The organism is Brevibacillus sp. FW301-21C12A, from assembly GCF_058788915.1.
The window spans coordinates 1-20,779 of record NZ_JBYTBG010000032.1 but is presented as its reverse complement, the minus strand read 5'-3'; the positions used below and the strand labels follow the sequence as shown (position 1 = coordinate 20,779).

Below are 20,779 nucleotides of genomic sequence, written 5' to 3'. Positions count from 1 at the left end.
AGTGTAAGGGCAACTAAGGCTGCGTCAATGGCTTGGCGCAGCCAAGTTTTCTAACGCTTTTCCAGACGTTTCTAGCAAATGTGGTACAATAAACGGCGAAGTACGAGCGCAGGAGGAATGTATGGAGCTTACATTGATGATCCAGACAATCGCCCAGGATACGGGCGTCAAACCTCATCAGGTGGAACGCACGGTTGCCCTTTTGGATGAAGGCAATACGGTTCCCTTCATTGCCCGTTATCGCAAGGAGATGACCGGGCAGTTGGACGAAACGCAAATTCGGGCGATCGAGGAACGCGTGCGTTATTTGCGCAACTTGTCAGTACGAAAAGAAGAAGTCGTCCGGCTCATCGAGGAGCAGGGCAAGCTGACGGAAGAGCTGAAAGCAGCGATTGAGCGGGCGACGAAGCTGCAAGAGGTGGAAGACCTCTACAGGCCGTACCGGCAAAAACGCCGCACGCGCGCGACGATGGCCAAGGAAAAAGGGCTGGAGCCACTCGCCAACTACTTGCTGAGCTTGCCCAAGACAGGCGATCCCGAACAGGAAGCACAAAAATACGTAGACGCGGAAAAAGGCGTAGACACGATCGCGCAAGCCTTGCAGGGGGCGATGGACATCGTCGCCGAGCACTTTTCCGACGATCCGGATATCCGCCAGTGGGTTCGCCAGCGCACCGTGCAAAAAGGGCTGCTTCTGACCGAGCAAAAGGTGGAAGAAGCAGACGAGAAAAACGTCTATCAAATGTACTACGCATACAGCGAGCCGTTGAAAAAGGTCGTTCCGCACCGCGTGCTCGCCATCAACCGCGGCGAGAGCGAAGGCATCTTGAAGGTGACGGTAGAAGCGCCTGTGGCGGAAATTTTGGCCTGGATGCAGCGGCGGCTCATTCCCCGCGACACCGTCGTGCGCTCTTTGCTGGAACAGACGATTGAAGACGCGTACAAGCGCCTGATCGCCCCGTCGATTGAGCGTGAGGTGCGCGCGGAGCTGACAGAGGTGGCAGAAGAACGGGCCATCCACATTTTTGCGGAAAACTTGCGCAATCTGCTCCTGCAGCCTCCCGTCAAAGGCAAAGTCGTCCTGGGCGTCGACCCGGCATTCCGGACGGGCTGCAAGCTGGCAGTCGTCGATGAGACGGGCAAGCTGCTGGAAGTAGCGGTAGTCTACCCGACCCCTCCGGCAAACAAGGTGGCAGAGGCTTCGGCCAAAGTCCGGCAACTGATCGAAAAGTATGACGTCAGTGTGATCGCGATCGGCAACGGTACAGCTTCCCGGGAGACCGAGCAGTTCATTGCCAACCTTCTGAAAGAGTTGAAGCGCCAGGTGATGTACATCATCGTCAATGAGGCGGGGGCGTCGGTGTATTCGGCTTCCGCGCTGGCCAAGGAAGAGTTTCCGGACCTCGATGTGGCGGAGCGCAGTGCTGCCTCCATCGCGCGGCGTCTGCAAGACCCGCTGGCCGAGTTGGTCAAAATCGACCCGAAATCGGTTGGCGTAGGCCAGTACCAGCACGATGTATCCCAGGCGAAGTTGGCGGACAGCTTGCAATTTGTCGTCGAATCGGCGGTCAACCACGTCGGGGTAGACGTCAACACCGCTTCTCCTTCGCTTTTGCAATACGTTTCCGGCATCAGCAAACAGGTAGCGGGCAACATCGTGAAAAAGCGCGAAGAGATCGGCATGTTCACGTCGCGCGCCCAGTTGAAGGAGGTCCCGCGGCTGGGAGCCAAGACGTATGAGCAGTGTATCGGCTTTTTGCGCATCGTCGGGGGAACCGATCCGTTGGACAAGACCCCGATTCACCCGGAGTCGTACCCGGCTACGCACAAGCTGCTGGCGATGATCGAGATTGCGCCGCAGGAGATCGGCAGCGAGCGTTGCAAGGAGCGCCTGCAGTCGCTGAATATCGAGCAGACGGCAGAGCGGCTCGGAATCGGCGTGCCGACGCTGACAGACATCGTGGAAAGCCTCCTGCGTCCCGGACGCGACCCGCGCGACGAGCTGCCGAAGCCGCTTTTGCGCAGCGATGTGCTACAGCTCTCTGACCTTGGCGTCGGAATGAAGCTGCAAGGCACCGTCCGCAACGTGGTCGACTTCGGCGCGTTTGTAGATATCGGTTTGAAAAATGACGGCCTCGTCCACATTTCTCGCCTGAAAAAAGGCTTCGTCAAGCATCCGCTCGACGTCGTCACCGTGGGAGATATCGTCGACGTGTGGGTCGTAGAGATCGACGAAAAACGCCAGCGCGTGGGGCTGACCATGATCGCTCCTGGCGAGGCGTAAGACACATAAAAAGGCGGCCTCCTGCTACTCGGGACGGCCGCCATGTTTTTCCCAATATAAGAACCAGCAACTGTTCAGCAAACGAATTTGTCGAACGTCCTTCCCGCTGAAGGCACGCTGCAACTGCTTACGCATCCACTGGGGCATGTAGGTACCTCCTGGAATTATTCGCCTATTGGCAATGTATGCACAAAGGCGACCAGGAGGTACTTATTTTCCAAAAAACTTATTCTTCGTCACGCAAAAATTCCAATTGGGCTTGCAGGGCGCGAATCTCGGTCAACAGCGAGATCAAAGGGTACTGGCTCTCCGGGAGAGCAGCGAAACGCTCTTCCAGACTGCTGACGTAATCCAGTCCATCCACGATAGCCAGCTCGCTTCCCAGAAGCTCCAGGTCAGCGCACTCTGCCAGAACGGTCGGCAGCTCAGGCCGATCGGCGATGGTCAGCTTGTCGATCTCCTTGTGCAGTCGCTTGAACAGGGCCACAAGCTGGTACATATGCGTTTGTGGCAGCGCAACGAACTTCAGCCCGACTTTTTCCTGCAAAATCAAATAGCGCATAAGCTCCTCCAAACCAATCTACTTTTCTTCCACCCAGTGTAGCCCATCTATCTGGCACTTTTCAACAGGAACTGCTATCGTGAACAGTAGAGAGGAGCGTTAGAGAGGACATGACCGATACGGAATTGCAAAAGCTGGTGGAGCAAATATCCAGTCAATTTTTCGCCAAGCCGTTTCGCCATCGGGCCCGCTTCAACAGCAGACTGCGCACGACAGGCGGGCGGTATTTGCTGCGCTCTCACGACATCGAATTGAATCCCAAACATCTGGAGGAGCACGGAGAGGCGGAGCTGGTTGCGATCATCAAGCATGAGCTGTGCCACTATCACCTGCACCTGGAGAAAAAAGGCTATCGCCACGCAGACCAGGACTTTCGCAGGCTGCTTGCCCAAGTCGGCGGAAGCCGGTATTGCCAGCAGGTCGGCACGGGACGCACGGTTTTGCCTTATCGCTATGAGCTCGTCTGCCGGGCGTGCGGGATGACGTATAAACGCAAGCGCAAAATGGACCCTTCCCGCTATCGCTGCGGGCGCTGCAGAGGGGGGCTGGAGCTGCGAGAGCTGAAAAAGTAGCGGCTTCGCTGTGGGCACCGGCTTTCTTGCGCGCATTTTGACAGCAGAGGTATAATGGACTCACTATGCAAAAAAGGAGCGTTTGTGGTGGCACATGATGAATTTTCCCTGATCCGGCAATGGACGAGCCGTTCGGACGGACAGGAGAAAGACGGCTTGACCGTCGGGCTCGGGGACGATGCCGCCGTTTTTTCTCCTGCGCCAGAGATGGAAGTCGTGGCCTGCTGTGACGCGATGGTTGAGACGGTCCATTTTTTAAAAGAAACAATGAGCCCAAGCGACATCGGCTACAAGGCGGTCACGAGCAACGTAAGCGACGTCGCGGCGATGGGCGGCTACGCCCGCTATGCGCTGGTCAGCATCGCAGTAGCGCCGCACTGGACGCCGGAGGAATGCCAGGGCATTTACGACGGCATATACGCCGCGTGCGAAGCGTACAACGTGAGAGTCATCGGCGGCGATACCGTTTCCGCCCCGGATGCTCTGCACTTGTCTGTCACCGTGCTGGGCGAAGTAGAAAAAGGACGCGCGATTCGCCGCTCGCAGGCGCGGCCGGGACAGGTCGTTTTTGTGACCGGCCATGTAGGCAGCTCTGCCGCCGGCTTGCATGTGCTGCTGCACGGTGACCAGACAACGGTTGAGCCGTCGGGTCGCTGGGCGAAACTGATAGAAGCCCATCAGCGCCCCCGCGCGCAGGTGGAGGCGGGCAGGCTGCTTCTGGAATCGGGGGCGTGCGGGGCGTTAAATGACGTGAGCGACGGCTTGGCTTCCGAGCTGTGGGAGATCGCCGAGGCAAGCGCCGTCAGCATGTGCGTCGATGCGGACAAGATTCCTGTCAGGGAGGATGTTCGCGCCTATGCGCTTCTGAGCGGAAAAGACCCGCTGGAGTGGGCGTTTTACGGCGGAGAGGACTATCAACTGGTAGGAACGCTGGAAAAAAGCCAGGTGGAGGCGGTGCGTGCGAGGTTCGCGGCGGCAGGCATTTTGCTGACCGTCATTGGCGAGGTTGAGGAAGGCAAGCCCGCCCAGCCGAAGCTGTCCCTGCGCTCGGGCGATAGCCGCACCGATCTGCCCAAGGCAGGCTACAATCATTTCAGGCAGCGCGAGTAAGCGAGGAGTGGATGAAAAATGGGCTATACTTGGAAGCTTGCGGGCGCAGAGGAAACGCAGCGCTTTGCCGAGCAACTGGCGAAAAGTCTGGCGCCAGGCGACTTCCTGGCGCTGGAAGGCGATCTGGGGGCCGGAAAGACGACGTTTACCCAAGGGCTGGCGCGCGGACTTGGCGTTCGCCAGGTAGTGAACAGTCCGACGTTTACGATCATAAAAGAATATCAGGGGCGTTTGCCGCTTTATCATATGGACGTCTACCGCGTGGGCGATGATCCCGATTCTCTCGGCCTGGACGATTACTTTTTTGGCGAAGGGGTTTGTGTGGTAGAGTGGGCTTCGCTGCTTGCGGATTACTTGCCGGCGGATCGTCTGACGGTCTATCTGCGCACGGCAGGCGAGGAAGCGCGGAGCATCGAGCTTTGTCCCCAGGGAGAGCGTTACGTGAAATTGTGTGAGGAGTTTGATTTTGATGCGCGTACTGGCGATTGATACATCCAATCTGGTGTTGAGCGTTGCGGTTGTGGAGGAGGAGCGCGTCCTCGCCGAAATGACGACGAACCAGCAAAAAAACCATTCGGTGAGGCTGATGGACTGCATCAGCGAGCTGCTGGATGCGACCGGAACTTCTCCCGAGCAACTGAGCGGCTTTGGGGTAGCGAACGGACCAGGCTCCTATACAGGAGTGCGCATCGGGGTGGCTACGGCAAAAAGCATGGCCTGGTCGCTGAATGTGCCTGTCATCGGCGTGTCCAGCCTGGAGGTTGTCGCCATGAATGCCTTGGGCTTTCCCGGGCTGATCGTGCCGTTGTTTGACGCTCGCCGGGGACAGGTGTACGCGGGCTGCTACCGCACCAACGGTCTGGAATCGGTAGAAGCGCAGGAGAAGGAGAAAATCGTCTTGCTGCAGGAGTGGCTGCCGCAGCTCAGGGACTTGGCGCAGGGAGAGCCTGTTTTGTTTTTGGGCGAAGATGTGCGGATTCATCGGAAGGCGATTGAGCAGGAGCTGGGGGAGCAGGCCCGGTTTGCCTCTCCTGCTGCCAACCACCCGCGCGCAGCCCACATCGGGTATGCGGCGTTGCGCCGACTGCAGGACGGAGGCAGTGCGCACGAGCTTGTCCCTGAATATTTGCAGCTAGCGGAGGCAGAAGCGAAGTGGCTTGCCCAAAAGCAGGCGGGGGCCGTAAAGGAGTAGAAGCATGAGCCAACCAATTGACCTGGAATATCGTTTCATGACGATGCAGGACGTCGGGGCTGTGGCCGAGCTGGAACGGTTGTCGTTTTCCACCCCCTGGCCGCATGAAGCGTTCGTCAACGAGCTGACGAAAAACCCGAACGCCCGCTATGTCGTCGTCGTCCACCAAAATCGGATCGTCGCATACTGTGGCATGTGGATCGTGGTTGATGAGGCCCATATTACCAACGTGGCCGTACATCCGCTGTTTCGCGGGAAAAAAATCGGCCTGGGGCTCATGATTAAGATGATGGGAGTCGCGAGAATGTTTGGAGCGAAAAGCATGACGCTGGAAGTTCGGCCCTCCAACACCGTAGCGCGCAACATGTACACCAAGCTCGGCTTCCGGGAGCATGGCGTGCGCAAAGGATACTATTCGGATAACAATGAGGACGCAATCATTATGTGGGTGACTTTGTAATGAACAAGACCAAGACGTCGCGCTACGAGATGCGCATACAAGAAGCTTACGAGGCGCAGAAAAAGTCTGGCGCGCCCGTGTACATTTTAGGGATTGAAACCAGTTGCGACGAGACTTCGGCATCTGTGGTCCGCGATGGCCGGGAGGTGCTGTCCAATGTCATTGCTTCTCAAGCCGATATTCACAAGCGCTTCGGCGGTGTCGTGCCGGAGGTCGCTTCCCGCAGGCACGTGGAAAACATCACGCTGACGATCGAGCAGGCTTTGGCAGAAGCAGACAAAAAGCTGGAGGACATTTCCGCCATCGCGGTGACATACGGCCCTGGCCTCGTAGGTGCGCTCCTGGTTGGCGTAGCGGCGGCGAAAGCCATTTCACTGGCGCGCGGAATCCCGCTCATCGGCGTTCATCACATCGCAGGCCATATTTACGCGAACCGGCTGGTGCAAGAGATGGAATTTCCGCTCATCGCCCTGGTCGTCTCCGGAGGCCATACCGAGCTCGTCTGGATGAAGGAGCACGGCCAGTTCGAGATTTTGGGAGAAACGCGGGACGACGCCGCTGGCGAAGCCTACGACAAGGTAGCGCGCGCGCTGAATCTGCCGTATCCCGGCGGGCCGCACATCGACCGCCTCGCGCACGAAGGGGTAGCGAATGTGCCGCTGCCGCGCTCCTGGCTGGAGCCAGACTCGTACGATTTCAGCTTCAGCGGCTTGAAGTCGGCGGTACTCAACACACTGCACAACGCCGCGCAGCGGGGAGAGACGATTGAGCCGGCGAACTTGGCCGCGAGCTTCCAGGACTCCGTAACAGAGGTGCTGGTGGAAAAAACGATCCGCGCAGTGCGTGCCTGCCAGGCGAAGCAAGTGCTGCTGGCAGGCGGCGTAGCAGCGAATCGCGGTCTGCGGGAACGGCTGCAGGCACGCTGCGAGGCGGAAGGAATCCCGCTCGTCATCCCGCCGCTGTCGCTTTGCACGGACAACGCCGCCATGATCGCGGCAGCAGGCTATATCAAGTATGAAAAAGGGCAGTTCGCCGCGCTCGATTTGAACGGCGTGCCTGGGTTGTCGCTGAACGAAAACGAGCAGTAGCTGGATCGAACAGCAAAGTCCATTCCTTGCGGGGATGGGCTTTTTTGCGTTCCGCGAGTCTTGTCGTCTGGAAAGCCCGACCGTGGGAAAAGAACTTGCTGCCAGTCTCTCCCCGCCAGGAGAGCTGTGCGCCGCCTTTGATTCCGCCCTCGTTCCTGCTGTTGCCCAAGCGTTTTCAGCATTATCCACAAGATCAGGATAACTTTCCGGGTTGTTCTCACAGTCGCCTGTGAATACTGGTGATAACGCGAAAAATGGCCGGGAAATTCACGTATAGCCTGTGGATTATTTTGTGGAATATGTGGATAAAAGACTCTGGTTATCAACAGGAGGTACGCCGTGAAGACAAAATTCGTGTGGCTTTTCTTGGTCATCCTGATTTTGTTTGCTCATACAAATTGCGGAAATTCGCTTGCTGCCAACGAAAAGCGCCAGGTCGTCGTGCTGTTTGTAGACGGGCTGTCTTTTTCCGATCTGGAAAAGCTGAAACGCCTGCCGCCTGTGGATAAATGGATCGGCGAGGCGGCAGCAGGTGCCTTATCCATGCGCACGCCGGGGCCACGGACAGCGGCCAACGGTTACTTGCTGATGGGCAGCGGCGCCCAGGCTCTCTATACCGAGCGCAGCGGTACGGCCTATCACCCGCAAGAAGCGCTCTCCCCCAAAGAGACGGCAGGAGAGCGGATGCAGGAGCTGGGCGGTTACCAAGCGCAGGACCTGGCGCGTTCTGCCATCGTTTTTCCCGGTATTTTCCGGCTGCACGAGGATAACCGGGACAAACCGTATTCCTCCCGGCTTGGGCTGTTGGGCACGACGCTTGCCGCGCACAAGATTCGGGTAGCTTCCTACGGCAACGGCGATGTCGAGGAAGCCAGGCAGCGGCACGCTGTCCTGTTTGCCATGGACCAGGAGGGAAGAGTTCCGGCAGGGGATGTGTCCGGCAAAAGCACGTTGTTCGCGCAGGGCTATCCGTTCGGGGTGAAAACGAATTACAGCTACTTGCGCGAGCGGATTCAGGCAGACCGCACATCCGGCCTGATTGCGGTACAGCTTTCCGACTTGTCCCGCCTGTACCAGCTTGGCCCGGACATGGAGCCGGGGCAGTTTGCCAGACAGTATCAACGGGTTTTGCACGATCTGTCGCAGTTTCTCGACGAGCTGCTCTCCGCGCGCGGGGAAAACCAACTGGTGCTGCTCGTGTCGCCAGCAGTCAACCCGGTAGCCGTAAAAGAAAAGGCGCTGCTGTCGCCGCTTTTGAGCTGGTCAGGAGAAGGAGCGGGGCTGCTGACCTCAGCGACTACGCGGCAGGCCGGCCTGGTAAGCGGACTTGACGTATTGCCGACGGTGTTGTCCTGGCTGGACGTGCCTGTTCCGAAAGGCTTGGCGGGTCATGTCATGCACAGCACGGAGAGGGGGACGCTGCCGCTGTTGAGCCATCAGGTGGAGAACATTCATCATACGTACGCCACGCGCTCTTCTGTCCTCTATACGTACGTCATGCTGCAAATTGTGACGTTGGCGTTCGCGGCATTGCTGTGGCTGTGGGGCAGGAGAAGAGAAGGCGCAGGCTTGTCCCGCATACGCAGAGGTGTCCGTCTGGCGCTGCTCGCGCTGCTCTGGTTTCCCTTTTTGCTGTTGGCCGAGAGTTTGCTCGATTGGCAGGTTCACGGTTCAGTCGTTCTCGGGGCGTTGATTATGGCCGCGCTGGCAGCGGCCTTTTGGCAGGAAAACCACTCCCTTGCCCGCGTCACGCTGACCGCAAGCGCCGTAACCGTTGCCGCCTTGCTGCTCGACGGCTGGTCGGGGGCAACGCTGATGCGGCAGTCGTTTCTCGGCTACGACCCGGTGATCGGGGCGCGTTTTTACGGCTTGGGCAATGAATACGAAGGCGTCATGATCGGAGGAACGATCATGCTGGTCGCTTCCTTGTACCAGCTTTACCGGGAGCGGAGCCGGGCGCTTTTCGGGGCGAGCCTGCTGCTGCCTGCTGCCTCGGCCGCTATGTGCGGCATTGTTCTGTACTACATGGTCGCGCCGGATTTGGGCACGGACGCAGGCGGCTTTCTCGCCGGGCTGGTCGGCTTTTTTGTCGCCTTTTCCCGGCTGCACGGCTGGCGCATAGGCAAAAAAGGCCTCCTGCTTCTGGCAGGCGGCCTCATGCTTGGCGTTATAGGGTTGATGGCGGCGAGCCTCGTTTCCGATCAGCCTCCCACTCACGTCGGTAGAGTAGCCCAGCAAATAATGGCAGGCGAGTGGGCGGAGATCGGGCAGATGGTCGAGCGGAAGCTGGCGATGAACTTGCGTTTGATTCGCGTCTCGATCTGGAGCAAGGTGTTTGCCGTTTCGCTCATCGTACTCGGGCTGCTCGCCTTGAAAAACGACCGCTTTCTCCGTCATCTGGCACAGGATACGCCGTATTTGGTAAAAGGCTTCGCGGGCGTCATTGCTGGAGCGCTGGCGGGACTTGCGCTCAACGACTCGGGAATCGTGACCGCTGCGACCTGCATTTCGTTTCTCGTCGTGCCCGCTCTGTACGCGGCGCTGGAGGAGCCGACACAGGAGCGCTGCTCGACGTGAGTCGCAAGTGAAGCGCGACGACACCGCCTGCATACGTTCATGCGGTCAGACAGTCGCTATTCCTCCGACAGCGTGCTCCATTCGTCGTACAACTGCTCCAGCTCCTGCTTGGCGGCTTGGATCAGGTCGTTGCGCTCTTTGGCTTGCACGTGATCGCTGTAGATTTCCGGGAGGCACAGCTCTTCCTCCCATTTGACGATGTCGGCTTCCCGCTTTTGAATCGTCGTCTCGATTTCTTCCAAACGGCGCTGGCGTTGACGCTCGCGCCTTTTTGCTTCCTTGTCCAGCTCGTAGGACGATTTTTCCGGCTGGGCTGCGGCAGTAGACCCCTGCTTTTTCACAGGCTGCGCCGCTTGCTCGGCGGCAAGCTCTGCCAGCTCCTGCTTTTTCTCCACGTAGTAATCGTAGTTGCCCAAGTAGCTCGTCACGCCATCGCCCGTCAGCTCCAGCACGCGGCTGGCTATCTTGTTCAGGAAGTAGCGGTCGTGGGAGACGAACAGGATCGTGCCCGGATAGTCGTAGAGCGCGTTTTCCAGCACTTCTTTGCTGAAAATGTCCAGGTGGTTCGTCGGCTCGTCAAAAATCAGGAAGTTGGCCTGCTTCAACATCAGCTTCGCCAGCGAGACACGCGCGCGCTCCCCGCCGGACAGATCGCTGATTTTCTTTTGCACATCGTCGCCGCTGAACAGGAAGTTGCCGAGCAGCGTCCGCACGTCTTTTTCCAGCATGTGCGGATACTCGTCCCATATTTCGCCGAGCACCGTGTTGCGCTCATTCAGATTGCGATGCTCCTGGTCGTAGTAGCCGATCGTCACATTGCTGCCGAAATGCACGTCGCCCGCGAGCGCCTTCAGTTGCCCGACAATCGTTTTCAGCAAAGTCGACTTGCCGATCCCGTTTGGCCCGACCAGTGCGACACGTTCCTCGCGTTCGATTTCAAACGTCAGGCCGCGGGAGAGGACGGCATCCGGGTAGCCGACAGACAGGTTGTTCGCCTTCATGACGATCGTTCCGCTCATTTTGGCTACGTCGAAGGAAAAATTCACGGACTTGTTGTGCATGATCGGTTTGTCCATGCGCTCCATTTTTTCCAGCGTCTTACGCCTGCTCTGCGCCCGTTTGGTCGTGGTGGCGCGAGCGATGTTGCGGGCGATGAAGTCTTCCAGCTTGGCGATTTCCTCCTGCTGCTTCTCGAAGCGCTTCAGCTCCTGCTCGAGACGAGCTGCCTTTTCATCGAGGAAGCGGCTGTAGTTGCCCACGTACCGGGTAGCGCGAGTCCGCTCGATTTCATAGACGACCGTCACCAGCTTGTCGAGGAAGTAGCGGTCGTGGGAGACGACGAGAATCGCGCCCGGATAGTTTTGCAAATACGTCTCCAACCAGGTGAGTGTCTCGATATCCAGGTAGTTGGTCGGCTCGTCCAGCAAAAGAATCGTAGGGGATTGCAGCAGCAGCTTGGCTAGTGCCAGCCTTGTTTTCTGTCCGCCGCTCAACGTCTTGATCGGGGTCTGGTAGTCCATGTCCGCAAAGCGCAAGCCGTGCAGGACTCCGCGAATGGCGCCTTCGTAGCTGTAGCCGCCTTTTTCCTTGAACGCTTCCGAGCGGAGCGAATAGTTTTCCAAAATTTGCTGATAGCGCTTTTCGTCCGCAAGCACGGCCGGGTCGCCCATTTTGGCCTCCAGCTCCCGCAGTTCTTGTTCCTCTGCCCGCAAATGGTCGAAGACGCTCAACAGCTCATCCCAAATACATCGCTCGGATTCAAGCCCGCCGTTTTGGGCCAAGTAGCCGACCGTCACATCTTTCGGGATGCGGACCAGCCCGCTGTCGTAGCTCAGCTCGCCCGCGAGTATTTTCATCAGCGTCGATTTGCCCGCGCCGTTCACGCCGACAAGCCCGACCCGCTCTCCTGTTTGTATTTGCAGAGAGATGTCTTGTAGAATGGTTTCGATGCCATATGTTTTTTCTATATGTTCAGCCTGCAGCAAAATCATCTGATTCACCTCTTTATATAGTAATGCAAGTGTAGCCTAGAGACGGCGCACGGGACAAGCCTTCAGGGGGCGGTCCTTGTGCGGCAAGGAGAGGGAAGAGGTTGCCATGGACCAAAAAACGAATAAAAAACAGTTGCGAAGCCATATTTTGGAGAGGCGCAAAGCCATGCCGCCAAACGAGCGCCAGCAATACGCTGCCCGGATATGCCGCCATCTGCTGGAAAATGAGCGGCTCGCGGCAGCGGGGGCAATCATGGCCTTTCATCCTTTTGGAGACGAGGCAGACATTTTGCCGTTCATTCAGGAGGCGATGAAAAGAGGGCAGGAAATATGGCTGCCACTCGCCCTTGTCGAGCAGCGCCGCCTGATTCCTTACCGCTATACAGGACCGGAAATGCTCAAGCAGGGCGTGTACGGGATCATGGAGCCGGACCCGGCAAAGGCAGAGGAAGCAGAGCTTGCCCGCCTGGACGCCGTAGTCGTGCCCGGTGTGGCGTTTGACAGGCAGGGCGGCAGAATGGGCTACGGCGGAGGTTTTTACGATCGGTTCCTTGCCGGGCTGGACAAACCGCCTTTTTTGCTCGGCGTCGGCTTTTCCATGCAGGTAGTCGAGCATGTCCCACTTGAGCCTCACGATATTCGTCTGGATGGAATGGTGACGGAAAACGGCTTTTTCCAATCGTGAAGGTTTTGTGTCAGGAGGTTCCTTTTTCTTGTTGTGCCCTCTACACTATGGACAAAAAAGTGTACAATACTAACGAATGAGAAAACGGAGGAATGAACTGTGGGTAAATGGAAGGTAGGCGTTATCTCGGCGAGTGATTCGATTGCCAGAGGGGACCGGGCTGATGATCGGATTCCCATCATCCGCAATCTGACAAGGGATTGGCTGGACGTAGATGTAGCTGTCTACCGTGCCGTTACTGATGATATGGAAGAGCTGCAGGAAAACATGATTGAGCTGGTGGACCGCGAAAAATGCGACCTGCTGATCGTGACCGGGGGAACTGGACTGAGCCCGCGCGATGTGACGCCGGAAGTGACCGCCTGGGTGATTGACAGACCAGTGCCAGGACTTGCGGAAGAAATGCGCCGCGCCGGCTTGCAGCAGTCCCGACGGGCGATGCTGACACGCGCGGTAGCGGGTACACGCGGCAACTCGCTCATCATTAACCTTCCCGGAAATTCAAAAGGGGTAGAAATCTGTTTCAACGCCATCGGCGACATGCTCGCGGATGCTTTGCACATTTTGCAAGGGACAGGCGAAGCCAATGAAGATTGGGGAGGATTGGGTTGGTAGAAAAACCGAAAATGCGGGAAGTTCCGGTGCGAGAAGCGATCGGCATGATGCTGCCGCACGACATGACGCAAATTTTGCCTGGTGAGTTTAAAGGCCGCCTGTTTAAAAAAGGACATGTTATCACGGAGGCGGATATCGAGCCGCTTTTGTCCATTGGCAAGGAACACATTTACGTGCTGGAGATGCCAGAAGGCTTCATTCACGAGGAAGAGGCGGGCATCCGGATCGCCAAGGCCGTATCCGGTCAAGGTTTGACGCTCACGCCTCCGTACGAGGGCAAAGTCTCGATGAAAGCTTCGCGGACGGGTCTTGCCAAAGTCAACGAGGAAGCGGTACACGCCATTAATGCATTGGAGGGCATTGCCTTCTCCACGATGTACGGCGATCAGATCGTGCACCCCGGCCACACGCTGGCTGCCACCCGAATCATTCCGTTGATTATCGAAGAAGAGCGCATTGTGGAGCTGGAGAAGCTAGCTAAGCAGTTTGACGGCCCGATCATCGAGGTGAAGCTGTTCCAGGAGAAGCAGGTCGGCCTTGTGACGACCGGAAGCGAAGTGTTTTCCGGCCGGATCGAAGACAAGTTCGGCGCTGTGATCCGCAACAAGGTGGAAGCGCTCGGCTCTACCGTAGTCGATCAACGTTTTGCTCCGGACGATAAAGAAGCGATTGAAAAACAAATTCTTACGTTCCTCGACGAAGGCGTTGATCTGGTGCTCGTCACAGGCGGCATGTCCGTCGACCCGGATGACAGGACGCCGGGAGCGATTGCCGGAGTGGGAGCGGAAGTGGTCCGTTACGGCACGCCGATGCTGCCAGGCTCCATGCTGATGGTCGCCTATAAAGGGGACGTCCCGATCCTCGGTCTGCCCGGAGCCGTGATGCATGAGCCGTTTACCTCATTCGATGTATTTTTGCCGCGCATTCTTGCAGGAGAACGAATAGTCGCTTCCGACATGACGAGACTCGGTTATGGCGGTTTACGGAAGTGCTAGCTGGTTAGACTGTCAAATAACAGGAAAAAGGAGTGAAAAGCATGAGTACGATTGGGATTCCTGGATTAATTTTGATTCTGGTGTTGGCGCTGGTGCTCTTTGGGCCGAAAAAGCTTCCGGAACTGGGACGAGCAGTAGGCCATACGTTGAAAGAGTTTAAAAACGCAACGCGCAGCCTGACGAGCGACGACGACGATGACGAAGAAGCGAAAAAGAAGGAGCTGGCTGCAAAAGAAGCACCAGCCAAAACGGCTGTCGTCACGGAGAAGGACGCCTTTGACCGCGAAAAAATCGAGCGGGAAGTGCGTGAACGCCTGGAGCGCGAGCGTCTGGAAAAAGAAATTCGCGAAAAGCTGGAAAAGGAACGCCTTCAGATGGAAAAAGAGCAGCAGAAGGCCTAATCAGGTAAGGTGGTTGCCATGAAAGATCAGGAAATGACAGTGGTTGAACACCTAACGGAGCTGCGCAAGCGCATCATATGGGTGCTGGCTGTTTTCGTTGTCGCACTGATAGCCGGCTTTTTCTTTGCCGGTCCGTTGATTGAGTATTTGAAGCAAGAGCCGATCGCCGATGGCGTGCCGATTATTTCCTTGCATCCATCCGATGCTCTTCGCGTCTACATGCAGTTTGCCTTTTTGATTGGCGCGGTAGTAGCGCTGCCCGTTGCGCTCTATCATCTCTGGCGCTTCGTCTCGCCAGGCTTGCAGGAGCATGAGCGGCGCGGTTCGCTTTACTTTATTCCGGCGGCTTGTTTGCTTTTCATCACGGGCATTTTGTTTGGGTATTACGTCGTTTTTCCGATGATTATGCAGTTTATGACCGGCATGACCGCGACCATCGGGGCTGATCCGAACTACGGAATCGCTGAGTACTTCGGCTTCCTGTTCAACATGGTCATCCCTTTTGGCATCCTGTTTCAATTGCCGATTATCGTGATGTTTCTGACCCGTCTGCGCATCCTCAATCCGATGCGGCTGGCAAAGGTGAGACGGTTCGCCTATTTTGGGCTGGCTGTAGTCGGCATTACGTTGACGCCTCCCGAGATCGTCAGCGACATTATGGTGACGATCCCGCTTTTGCTGCTCTATGAGCTGAGCATTTGGCTGTCGCGCATCGTCTACCGCAAGCAACTGCGCGAAGAAGCGGAGTGGGAAAAAGAATTTGGCGGCTTTGAAACGGACGAACTGGTACGATAAGGACGATCACAGAGAAGACCCCTTGCTATCGGGACGGATAGCAGCGGGTCTTTTTTGATGAAAAAAATCGGCTGGGCAAGGCTGTCACCGCTCTGCAGCAGCCACGATGCGAATGACCGCAAACAGGTAGGAGATACTAGAAAAGTTAGGAAGGGGAGGTGTTAGGGCAACATGTGGCTAATTTTATGCTTGACCTTGTTTTTTTCGGCTGGCTCCGCCAATGGCGGAGAGCAGGTAGAGCTGTTCGATTCGGACAAGCAGCAGGTTGTCGCGACGTTTGCCAATTCGGACGTGTTTCAAAAAGAGGCGCAGCAACTGTTACGCACCGTAAGCGGGCGCGTGTTGGAGCTGAATCCGTCGCTCGACCACGTGATGATCGTCAAAATCCCGCTGGCACCGCCGCAGAGGTTGCAGCATGCCCCGTCTGGCATCGACACGGAGATCGCGGAGATGTTCGTCATCATGCCGAAAAAAGAAGGCAGGCGCCCGTGGCTGATTTTGCACACCAAAGAATACGAGACAGTCGTAGTCGAGTTTTCCGGAGCGGTGGATCAGCTCAGGGCGAGCGTCCGTTTGCGCTGACAGCGGCTTACTTGCTCGGCGTGAGGAAGGTTTGGGTGAAATAGTCGGTAATGACGCCGACGCCAAGCTGGGTGAAGTCTTTTTCCAGGATGTTTTTCCTGTGGCCGGGGCTGTTCATCCAGCTTTCATGCGCTTCGATTGCGTCGGGATAGCCTGCTGCGATGTTTTCTCCCGCCATGCTGTAGGCGATTTTGGCCTGCTTCAGACGTTCAAACGGGCTGCTTCCGGTCGTCGCGGAAACATGATCGAAGTAATCGTTCGTTTCCATGTCCAGGCTGTGGGCTCTGGCTACTTTTGCAGCTTCCTCGTTCCATTGCAGGGGAGGCAGCTTGTAGCGGTAGCGGGAGACATTGACGAGATCGAGCGTTTGCCGCTCATTGGCCAGGTTGACCTGTTCCCGTTCGCCCACGCTCAAGGCCGGAGGATCGAAATCCGGGGCTTGCCCCTGGTACGACCATTTCGTTTCGTAAAACCCGCCGCGCAATAGCATTTGCGTGTCGATCAGGCGCAGTCCGGTCACTTTGCTGCCATTTTGCTTGTCCAGGTAAAAAATGTGCGGGATGCCGTTCTTCATGACGAGCGGACGCTGCTGCTTCTGGTTGGTAATCTGGATGGTGGCTCCCATATAGGAAAAGGTGAGCGTATTTTGCGGGCTGTATTGCCGCTCCAGCGCTTGCAGGCTGCTGCCCACCCCGATGTTGCCCAGCATTGCGGTCGGAGCGAGAGAGTACAGGTCCACTACTTTGCCGTTGGCGATGCCCACCTGGACGTAGCGGGCCGGATCGCGGTTGTACACCCACCATTCGTAGCCAAGGCTGCTCGGGTCTTTGCGCGCCGGCTCGCCCAGCAGCTTGCGGACTTCCTCGGCAGGCGTCCCGATAGTCAGCCCGAACAGCGTAGCGGACTCTTGCTGCGAAGAGGCGTCTGTGGCTGTAGCTTTTGCCGGAGCAGTTGGCGCCGGCGCGCTTGCGGGTATAGCCTCGTCCGGTTTGGGAGCAGCCGGAGAAGTGCTGTTGTCGGCAGGCAGCTCCGTCGGGATCGTCGGCGGCTGACCGACCCAGGCAAAATGAGAGGCTTTGTCCCAGCCAACTGGTTTGTTCAGGTGCCGTCCGATCATGGAAAGCGGGACGTAGAGCGTTCCCCGATACTCCAGGGAAGCGGGCACCTCCTGGCCTCTTTCTACGTAATACCCTTGCTTTCCGCCAGTGGCGATTTGGCGTCCGTCCCAAAAGATGGCGGAAGGGTAGATGTTTACCCGTATAAAGGAAGTGGTGTCCGATGAGAACAAACGGCTGATTCCCAGCACACCGAGGGCAATCAGGCCGATCCAGAGCCATTTATGCATGGAACATATCCCTCCTTGGCAGGCTTGTCTGATCGTTTGTTTGATTTATATGAGCCGGTCTGTTTGCTAGAACCGTTTTGCTAGAAAAATCATTTGCTAGAGAAACTGCAAATGGAGACTAGCGGTTGAGAAAAAATGAGGGAAACTACTTGCAAAGTACATAGCGATTCATTATTATAGGAATTGGGTGTTAGCACTCATAACAAGTGAGTGCTAACAACAGAAAAATTTGTTTACCTACATTTTTTGAGGAGGGTGTTTTTAGTGCTTAAGCCATTGGGTGACCGTGTGGTAATCGAAGCTATCTCCAAAGACGAAACGACTGCAAGCGGTATCGTTTTGCCTGATACTGCAAAGGAAAAACCGCAAGAAGGCCGAGTAATCGCAGTTGGTTCTGGCCGTGTTGCCGACAACGGCGAGCGCATCGCTTTGGAAGTAAAAGAAGGCGATAAAGTAATCTTCTCCAAATACGCTGGTACTGAAGTAAAGGTAGACAATAAAGAATACCTCGTGCTGCGCGAATCCGATATCCTCGCGATCATCGGTTAAGGCTCTTGACATAGGAAGTCGAACGACAATACACATAACAGGAGGTTGAGTTTTAGATGGCAAAACAAGTCAAATTCTCTGAAGACGCTCGCCGCTCCATGCTCCGCGGTGTGGAAACTTTGGCAAACGCAGTGAAAGTAACTCTCGGACCAAAAGGACGCAACGTGGTTCTGGAGAAAAAATTCGGTTCTCCGCTGATTACAAACGACGGCGTAACCATCGCGAAAGAAATCGAGCTGGAAGACGCTTACGAAAACATGGGTGCGCAACTGGTTAAAGAAGTTGCTACCAAAACGAACGACATCGCAGGTGACGGTACTACTACTGCAACCGTTCTGGCTGCAGCTATGATCCGCGAAGGTCTGAAAAACGTAACAGCCGGCGCTAACCCGATGGTAATCCGTCGCGGTATGGAAAAAGCTGTTCGTGCTGCTGTAGAAGAAATCAAATCCATCGCGAAGCCAGTTGAGAACAAGTCCTCCATCGCACAAGTTGCTGCGATCTCCGCTGACGATCAAGAAGTGGGTAACCTGATCGCAGAAGCTATGGAAAAAGTGGGCAAAGACGGCGTCATCACCGTTGAAGAGTCCAAAGGCTTCGTAACTGAGCTGGAAGTAGTAGAAGGTATGCAATTTGACCGCGGCTACGCTTCCCCTTACATGATTACTGACACTGACAAGATGGAAGCGGTTCTGAACAACCCTTACATCCTGATTACTGACAAAAAAATCTCCAACATCCAGGAAGTTCTGCCTGTACTGGAGCAAGTGGTACAAAGCGGCAAACCGCTCCTGATTATCGCAGAAGACGTGGAAGGCGAAGCGCTGGCTACTCTCGTAGTGAACAAACTGCGTGGTACCTTCACAGCCGTAGCGGTGAAAGCTCCTGGCTTCGGCGATCGCCGCAAAGCTATGCTGCAAGACATCGCTGCTCTGACTGGCGGCGAAGTAATCACAGAAGAGCTGGGTCTGGACCTGAAATCCACTAAGCTGGAGCAACTGGGCCGCGCTGGCAAAATCGTGGTTACCAAAGAAAACACAACCATCGTTGAAGGTGCTGGCGACAAAGCAGCTATCGAAAGCCGCGTATCCCAAATCCGTCAACAAATCGAAGACACTACTTCCGACTTCGATCGCGAAAAACTGCAAGAGCGTCTGGCTAAACTGGCTGGCGGCGTAGCAGTTATCAAAGTCGGTGCAGCTACTGAAACCGAACTGAAAGAGAAAAAACTCCGCATCGAGGACGCTCTGAACTCTACTCGCGCTGCAGTAGAAGAAGGTATCGTACCTGGCGGTGGTACTACTCTGATTAACGCGATCAAAGCGGTAGAAGCAATCAAAGTAGAAGGCGAAGAGGCTGTAGGTGTACAAATCGTACTCCGTTCCCTGGAAGAGCCAGTTCGTCAAATCGCTGCGAACGCAGGACTGGAAGGTTCTGTAATCGTAGAGCGCCTGAAAAAAGAAGCAGTGGGCATTGGTTTCAACGCAGCTACCGAAGAGTATGTAAACATGCTCGAAGCTGGTATCGTTGACGCAGCGAAAGTAACTCGCTCCGCACTGTCCAACGCTGCATCTGTAGCAGCTATGTTCCTGACTACAGAAGCAGTAATTGCTGACAAACCAGAAGAAAACAAATCGCCTATGGGCATGCCAGACATGGGTGGCATGGGCGGCATGGGCATGATGTAAGAAAGCGGTTCGCCGTTTTCTGCAAAAAGAGGCAGACATTAGTCTGTCTCTTTTTTATGTGCGGAAACCTGCTTGCGCCAAAAGAGCGGGGGGAGGCCGGAGTTTCTGCTGTGGGCGCTTTTTGGCGACTGGTGAATACGATGAGGAGTGGGGGGCTTTTGCTGCTGGACAGTTATGGTAGCAGCTTTTGTCTACGGATGAACGCGTCCTGGCCGTTTACGGGAGAGGGGGAGAGCGATGAACAAGCGCTGGATTACTTTGGATTTGGATGGAACGCTGATGCAAAATCCTTTCGGTGCCTGGGTATTTCCAGAGGTGGCGAGTACAGTTTCCAGAAAGCTCGGGCGTGAGCATGACATCGTTGCTGAACTGATCGCGGAGCATGAAAAGCGAATGGCCCTGCGCCAATGGGTGGCAGCCTACGACTGGGATGATATGCTGTCTGTCCGATGCGCCGCTCTCGGTGTGCAGCCGGGCGTCGATATCGAAGCGCTGGTGCGGAAGCATTGTGTGCCGCCCAAGGTGCATTTGCTGGAGCAGGGAATACCGGAGACTTTGAGAAAGATCAGAGGCGAAGGCTTCGCGCTTGCAGTGGTCACCAACGGCTTTTACAAGTATCAGGCTCCTGTGATGGAGGTGCTGGGCATACTCGAGCTGTTTGAGGCGATCATTACCCCGGAGCGCGCTGGCACAGGCAAGCCCGATCCGGCGATTTTTCAGCATCTGCCAGGCGAGGTGCTGGCTCACGTAGGAGATCGGTTGGATCACGACGTGCATCCGGCTAATCAAATGAAGATCGTATCTGTGCTTATAGAAAGAAAAATGCCAGAGGCAGCAAAAGGAATCTCTCCTTATATGAGAGTGCGTGACCAGAGAGTGCGCGAGCTGTGCACGGAGAAATGGCGGAGGGAGTGCCAAAACAACGGGTTACAAGAGCTGCCAGAGCAGTTTGTGCCGAGAGCGATCATCCATTCTTTGACGGAACTGCCCATGGTTTTGGGCATTGAGAATATGGAGTAAAATTCCAGTATGTTTGTACTTGCGTTTTTGCTCTGGACTTGTTAAGATAACTCTTGTCGCTTTTGAAAGGGTTTTTAAACAGAATGAAAAAAGCTAAGAACTTCTAAAAATAACCCTTGATTTTAAAAAGAAGGTATGATATAGTTTAAAAGGTCGGCGCCACGAGGTGCTGATGAAAAAAGAAAGTGAAATGCTCCTTGAAAACTGAACAGCGAAAGCGTTGATGAGTCTATCATGAAATGATTTGCCAGCTTTGAACCAGTAACAA

Annotated in this window: 21 protein-coding genes; 17 read left to right on the top strand and 4 right to left on the bottom strand. The window is 55.9% G+C overall.

Annotated features, from left to right (window positions below):
* Positions 1 to 121: 121 nt before the first annotated feature.
* A complete protein-coding gene (locus AC3WQH_RS18160; RefSeq protein ID WP_122953165.1) occupies positions 122 to 2,284 on the top strand; it encodes a Tex family protein in 2,163 nt (720 codons plus the stop codon).
* A gap of 24 nt (positions 2,285 to 2,308) precedes the next feature.
* Here AC3WQH_RS18160 and cmpA read toward each other — a convergent pair whose 3' ends face one another.
* Positions 2,309 to 2,431: a cortex morphogenetic protein CmpA gene (cmpA, locus tag AC3WQH_RS18155; protein WP_005830216.1), complete on the bottom strand. Its 123-nt coding sequence runs from the start codon at positions 2,429 to 2,431 to the stop codon at positions 2,309 to 2,311.
* Positions 2,432 to 2,510: 79 nt separating this feature from the next.
* A complete protein-coding gene (locus tag AC3WQH_RS18150) occupies positions 2,511 to 2,846 on the bottom strand; it encodes a hypothetical protein (protein WP_005830218.1) in 336 nt (111 codons plus the stop codon).
* A 110-nt stretch (positions 2,847 to 2,956) separates the two neighbouring features.
* Between AC3WQH_RS18150 and AC3WQH_RS18145 the strand changes: the two genes are divergently transcribed.
* From AC3WQH_RS18145 to AC3WQH_RS18115, 7 genes are all read left to right on the top strand, one after another.
* Entirely contained in the window at positions 2,957 to 3,418 is a 462-nt protein-coding gene (locus tag AC3WQH_RS18145; protein WP_005830220.1) for a SprT family protein, read from the top strand.
* 87 nt (positions 3,419 to 3,505) lie between these two features.
* Positions 3,506 to 4,528 (top strand): thiamine-phosphate kinase, encoded by a 1,023-nt coding sequence (gene thiL / locus AC3WQH_RS18140; protein WP_448793024.1) that lies wholly within the window; start codon positions 3,506 to 3,508, stop codon positions 4,526 to 4,528.
* 18 nt (positions 4,529 to 4,546) lie between these two features.
* Positions 4,547 to 5,017, top strand: coding sequence for a tRNA (adenosine(37)-N6)-threonylcarbamoyltransferase complex ATPase subunit type 1 TsaE (tsaE, locus tag AC3WQH_RS18135; RefSeq protein ID WP_005830223.1), 471 nt, complete (start codon positions 4,547 to 4,549; stop codon positions 5,015 to 5,017).
* Positions 4,998 to 5,720, top strand: coding sequence for a tRNA (adenosine(37)-N6)-threonylcarbamoyltransferase complex dimerization subunit type 1 TsaB (tsaB, locus tag AC3WQH_RS18130; RefSeq protein ID WP_025845688.1), 723 nt, complete (start codon positions 4,998 to 5,000; stop codon positions 5,718 to 5,720). The genes tsaE and tsaB overlap by 20 nt, the downstream gene beginning before the upstream one ends.
* Before the next feature lie 4 nt (positions 5,721 to 5,724).
* Complete coding sequence (gene rimI, locus AC3WQH_RS18125; RefSeq protein ID WP_005830227.1) at positions 5,725 to 6,180, top strand: ribosomal protein S18-alanine N-acetyltransferase; 456 nt, start codon at positions 5,725 to 5,727, stop codon at positions 6,178 to 6,180.
* On the top strand, positions 6,180 to 7,268 hold the full coding sequence (tsaD, locus tag AC3WQH_RS18120) for a tRNA (adenosine(37)-N6)-threonylcarbamoyltransferase complex transferase subunit TsaD (protein WP_122953167.1): 1,089 nt from the start codon (positions 6,180 to 6,182) through the stop codon (positions 7,266 to 7,268). Before rimI ends, tsaD begins: the two co-directional genes overlap by 1 nt.
* Before the next feature lie 339 nt (positions 7,269 to 7,607).
* On the top strand, positions 7,608 to 9,845 hold the full coding sequence (locus AC3WQH_RS18115; protein WP_327991557.1) for a hypothetical protein: 2,238 nt from the start codon (positions 7,608 to 7,610) through the stop codon (positions 9,843 to 9,845).
* A 56-nt stretch (positions 9,846 to 9,901) separates the two neighbouring features.
* On the opposite strand, the gene AC3WQH_RS18110 is transcribed toward AC3WQH_RS18115, so the two are convergent.
* A complete protein-coding gene (locus AC3WQH_RS18110; protein WP_122953169.1) occupies positions 9,902 to 11,836 on the bottom strand; it encodes an ABC-F family ATP-binding cassette domain-containing protein in 1,935 nt (644 codons plus the stop codon).
* Positions 11,837 to 11,942: 106 nt separating this feature from the next.
* On the opposite strand from AC3WQH_RS18110, the gene AC3WQH_RS18105 reads away from it, so the two are divergent.
* From AC3WQH_RS18105 to AC3WQH_RS18080, 6 genes are all read left to right on the top strand, one after another.
* The gene (locus AC3WQH_RS18105) at positions 11,943 to 12,521 is read left to right on the top strand and encodes a 5-formyltetrahydrofolate cyclo-ligase (protein ID WP_005830233.1); all 579 of its coding nucleotides are present in this window, start codon (positions 11,943 to 11,945) and stop codon (positions 12,519 to 12,521) included.
* Between the two features lie 99 nt (positions 12,522 to 12,620).
* On the top strand, positions 12,621 to 13,136 hold the full coding sequence (locus AC3WQH_RS18100; protein ID WP_005830235.1) for a MogA/MoaB family molybdenum cofactor biosynthesis protein: 516 nt from the start codon (positions 12,621 to 12,623) through the stop codon (positions 13,134 to 13,136).
* Complete coding sequence (locus AC3WQH_RS18095) at positions 13,130 to 14,131, top strand: molybdopterin-binding protein (protein WP_025845678.1); 1,002 nt, start codon at positions 13,130 to 13,132, stop codon at positions 14,129 to 14,131. The genes AC3WQH_RS18100 and AC3WQH_RS18095 overlap by 7 nt, the downstream gene beginning before the upstream one ends.
* Positions 14,132 to 14,172: 41 nt before the next feature.
* Positions 14,173 to 14,532 (top strand): twin-arginine translocase TatA/TatE family subunit, encoded by a 360-nt coding sequence (tatA, locus tag AC3WQH_RS18090; RefSeq protein WP_005830238.1) that lies wholly within the window; start codon positions 14,173 to 14,175, stop codon positions 14,530 to 14,532.
* Between the two features lie 18 nt (positions 14,533 to 14,550).
* A complete protein-coding gene (tatC, locus tag AC3WQH_RS18085; RefSeq protein WP_005830239.1) occupies positions 14,551 to 15,327 on the top strand; it encodes a twin-arginine translocase subunit TatC in 777 nt (258 codons plus the stop codon).
* A 171-nt stretch (positions 15,328 to 15,498) separates the two neighbouring features.
* A complete protein-coding gene (locus AC3WQH_RS18080) occupies positions 15,499 to 15,909 on the top strand; it encodes a hypothetical protein (RefSeq protein ID WP_007776978.1) in 411 nt (136 codons plus the stop codon).
* A 7-nt stretch (positions 15,910 to 15,916) separates the two neighbouring features.
* Here AC3WQH_RS18080 and AC3WQH_RS18075 read toward each other — a convergent pair whose 3' ends face one another.
* A complete protein-coding gene (locus AC3WQH_RS18075) occupies positions 15,917 to 17,254 on the bottom strand; it encodes a CAP domain-containing protein (RefSeq protein ID WP_327953427.1) in 1,338 nt (445 codons plus the stop codon).
* Between the two features lie 264 nt (positions 17,255 to 17,518).
* On the opposite strand from AC3WQH_RS18075, the gene groES reads away from it, so the two are divergent.
* From groES to AC3WQH_RS18060, 3 genes are all read left to right on the top strand, one after another.
* The gene (gene groES / locus AC3WQH_RS18070) at positions 17,519 to 17,803 is read left to right on the top strand and encodes a co-chaperone GroES (RefSeq protein ID WP_005830242.1); all 285 of its coding nucleotides are present in this window, start codon (positions 17,519 to 17,521) and stop codon (positions 17,801 to 17,803) included.
* A 56-nt stretch (positions 17,804 to 17,859) separates the two neighbouring features.
* Complete coding sequence (gene groL, locus AC3WQH_RS18065; protein ID WP_005830243.1) at positions 17,860 to 19,491, top strand: chaperonin GroEL; 1,632 nt, start codon at positions 17,860 to 17,862, stop codon at positions 19,489 to 19,491.
* 237 nt (positions 19,492 to 19,728) lie between these two features.
* Complete coding sequence (locus tag AC3WQH_RS18060; protein ID WP_429775496.1) at positions 19,729 to 20,511, top strand: HAD family hydrolase; 783 nt, start codon at positions 19,729 to 19,731, stop codon at positions 20,509 to 20,511.
* The last annotated feature ends 268 nt before the right edge of the window (positions 20,512 to 20,779 follow it).

What these genes read in the sequence shown, in the direction of transcription:
- AC3WQH_RS18080 (WP_007776978.1), top strand. Translation starts at nt 15,499, where the DNA reads ATGTGGCTAATTTTATGCTTGACCTTGTTTTTTTCGGCTGGCTCCGCC.
- tatA (WP_005830238.1), top strand. Translation starts at nt 14,173, where the DNA reads ATGAGTACGATTGGGATTCCTGGATTAATTTTGATTCTGGTGTTGGCG.
- tatC (WP_005830239.1), top strand. Translation starts at nt 14,551, where the DNA reads ATGAAAGATCAGGAAATGACAGTGGTTGAACACCTAACGGAGCTGCGC.
- groL (WP_005830243.1), top strand. Translation starts at nt 17,860, where the DNA reads ATGGCAAAACAAGTCAAATTCTCTGAAGACGCTCGCCGCTCCATGCTC.
- tsaB (WP_025845688.1), top strand. Translation starts at nt 4,998, where the DNA reads ATGCGCGTACTGGCGATTGATACATCCAATCTGGTGTTGAGCGTTGCG.
- rimI (WP_005830227.1), top strand. Translation starts at nt 5,725, where the DNA reads ATGAGCCAACCAATTGACCTGGAATATCGTTTCATGACGATGCAGGAC.
- tsaD (WP_122953167.1), top strand. Translation starts at nt 6,180, where the DNA reads ATGAACAAGACCAAGACGTCGCGCTACGAGATGCGCATACAAGAAGCT.
- AC3WQH_RS18110 (WP_122953169.1), bottom strand. Translation starts at nt 11,836, where the DNA reads ATGATTTTGCTGCAGGCTGAACATATAGAAAAAACATATGGCATCGAA.
- AC3WQH_RS18160 (WP_122953165.1), top strand. Translation starts at nt 122, where the DNA reads ATGGAGCTTACATTGATGATCCAGACAATCGCCCAGGATACGGGCGTC.
- AC3WQH_RS18105 (WP_005830233.1), top strand. Translation starts at nt 11,943, where the DNA reads ATGGACCAAAAAACGAATAAAAAACAGTTGCGAAGCCATATTTTGGAG.
- AC3WQH_RS18075 (WP_327953427.1), bottom strand. Translation starts at nt 17,254, where the DNA reads ATGCATAAATGGCTCTGGATCGGCCTGATTGCCCTCGGTGTGCTGGGA.
- tsaE (WP_005830223.1), top strand. Translation starts at nt 4,547, where the DNA reads ATGGGCTATACTTGGAAGCTTGCGGGCGCAGAGGAAACGCAGCGCTTT.
- AC3WQH_RS18150 (WP_005830218.1), bottom strand. Translation starts at nt 2,846, where the DNA reads ATGCGCTATTTGATTTTGCAGGAAAAAGTCGGGCTGAAGTTCGTTGCG.
- AC3WQH_RS18060 (WP_429775496.1), top strand. Translation starts at nt 19,729, where the DNA reads ATGAACAAGCGCTGGATTACTTTGGATTTGGATGGAACGCTGATGCAA.
- AC3WQH_RS18145 (WP_005830220.1), top strand. Translation starts at nt 2,957, where the DNA reads ATGACCGATACGGAATTGCAAAAGCTGGTGGAGCAAATATCCAGTCAA.
- cmpA (WP_005830216.1), bottom strand. Translation starts at nt 2,431, where the DNA reads ATGCCCCAGTGGATGCGTAAGCAGTTGCAGCGTGCCTTCAGCGGGAAG.